Source organism: Actinomadura napierensis (genome assembly GCF_039529375.1).
Classification (GTDB): domain Bacteria; phylum Actinomycetota; class Actinomycetes; order Streptosporangiales; family Streptosporangiaceae; genus Spirillospora; species Spirillospora napierensis.
In genome coordinates this window covers 1-2,184 of the sequence record NZ_BAAAMR010000250.1, presented here as the reverse complement: position 1 = coordinate 2,184, position 2,184 = coordinate 1, and the positions used below count along the sequence as shown (strand labels likewise).

At 72.0% G+C, this 2,184-nt stretch carries 1 protein-coding gene and 1 pseudogene; both read left to right on the top strand.

Going from position 1 to position 2,184, the window contains the following annotated elements:
- A pseudogene (locus ABD296_RS49220) lies at positions 1-543 on the top strand (fibronectin type III domain-containing protein); the annotation flags it as partial.
- A 104-nt stretch (positions 544-647) separates the two neighbouring features.
- Positions 648-2,069: a DUF6801 domain-containing protein gene (locus ABD296_RS49215; RefSeq protein WP_344285390.1), complete on the top strand. Its 1,422-nt coding sequence runs from the start codon at positions 648-650 to the stop codon at positions 2,067-2,069.
- Positions 2,070-2,184: the final 115 nt, after the last annotated feature.

Sequence of the window (2,184 nt, the reverse complement as noted above, 5' to 3'; positions counted from 1 at the left end):
CCCACCCCCACCCCTCCGGGTAACGGCGGCGAGCACTACGACTTCACGCTCGCCGGCGAGACCTTCGTGAAGGCGCCGAACGGGAAGGCGCCGCTGAGCGGCTCCGTGGGCGCGGACCTGAACCTGGACAGCGGCGCCGTCACCGCGGACCTGAAGCTGAACCCGACCAAGGGCAACTTCCAGATCCTCGGCTTCCTGCCGGTGACCTCGGACATCGCGTTCGTGAACCAGGGCCAGACGACCGGCCTCTACAAGGACGGGCAGCTGACCACCACCTCCAAGGTGACCACCAAGCTGTCGACGTTCAACGTGTTCGGCGCCATCCCGATCGGCGGCGGCGACCAGTGCCAGACGACCAAGCCGTCCGACATCACGCTGAAGTCGGCCGACGGCCAGTTCTTCGACCCGGGTGTCGGCGGCAAGATCAGCGGCACCTACTCGCTGTCGTCCATCGACAACTGCGGGCCGCTGACCGGCATCCTCAACCTGTTCACCGCCGGTGACGGCAACACCATCGACCTGAACCTGACGCCGAAGTCCTGACCGGGGACGACGGACGCAAGGTCGACGAAGGACGGCCCCCGCCGTACCGGGAGGTGCGGCGGGGGCCTTCCCCGCAAGGGGCGCGGAGCGCCGAGAGGTGGCAAGTGAGAACCAGGAACAGAGCTAGGAGGGCGGGAGCCGCCCTGACCGCGGCCGTGGCGGCCGTGGCCGTGGCCGGCCTCTCCGGTGTCGCGGGCGCCGGTCCCGCGGCGGCCGATCAGGTGACGCTGGGGCTGGACTACCACTGCACCTTCCCGCTGCTCGGCCCCGAGCCCGTGCACGTGGACCTCACCGCGGACGTCCCGTCCTCGGTCGAGGTCGGACAGCAGATGAACGGCTTCGTCATCGACTCGGTGTCGGCGGTGAACGCCGAGTCCGCCCGCGCCCTCGGCGCGCTGTACTCCGTCACCCTGGAGGGGAACGCGCTCGCCGACGCGACCCTGACCGTCCCCGAGGAGCCGGACGGCCTCCCCGTCCAGGTCGACTCCGCGCTCGACAAGACCGCGCTTCCCGCGTCCGGGGGATTCACGGTGCACGGGAAGGGGACGTCCCCCGACCTGACCTTCACCCAGGCCGGGCCCGGGAAGGTGACGGTCGGGAACCTCGTGCTGACCCTCACCCCGCGCACGGACGACGGCGGCCCCACCGGCCTCGGCACGTTCCAGTCCGAGTGCATCCAGGACCCGGGCCAGAACAACGTCCTCGCGAGCTTCCAGATCACGCTTCCGGGCGCGCAGGGGCCGTCCAAGCCCGGAACGCCGGCGGTCACCGCCCACACCTCGACGAGCGTGACGCTCGGCTGGGGCGCGTCCACCGAAACCGGCGGGACGGTCACCGGCTACGACGTCTACAGCAACGGCGCCGTCGTCGCGAGCTCCACCGGCACCACCGCCACCGTCCCGAACCTGACCCCCAAGACGAGCTACACCTTCACGGTCAAGGCCAAGGACGGCAAGGGCAACGTCTCGGACGCCAGCGACCCCGTCACCGTGACCACCGACGCGGCCGGCCCGTCGAGCCACGCCTACGCGCTCAAGGGCACCACCACGATCAAGGCGTCGAACGGGACCGTGCCGCTGACCGGCTCCCTCAACACGCAGGTCGCGCCGGACACCGGCGCCGTCACCGGCGACCTCGCGCTCGACCCGGCCGACGCGGCCCTCCAGGCGTTCGGCTTCCTGCCGGTCACCGCGCACCTGGCGTTCGCGAACCAGGGACCCACCAGCGGCACCTACACCGGCGGCGCGCTCAGCACGGACACCAAGGTGCTCGTGAAGGCGTCCTCGTTCACCGCGTTCGGCATCGTCCCGATCGGCGGCGGCGACCAGTGCCAGACCACCGCCCCGTCCGACCTGAAGCTCGCCTCCGCCGGGACGTTCGACCCGGCCAAGGGCGGCGCGCTCAAGGGCGGATACGACCTGGCGGACCTGACCGGCTGCGGCCCCATCACCGGCCTGCTCAGCCCGCTCGTCGCCGGGACCGGCAACACCGCCGACCTGGCGCTCACCCCGAAGTCCGGCAGCTAGGAGGCCAGGAGATGCCGAAGAACATCGCGCTCCCGCGCCGCGGCCGGGCGCTCCTCGCCCCCGCGGCCACGCCGCCGTCGCGCCGGTCGTCGCGCTCGGGACGGCCCCCGCCGCC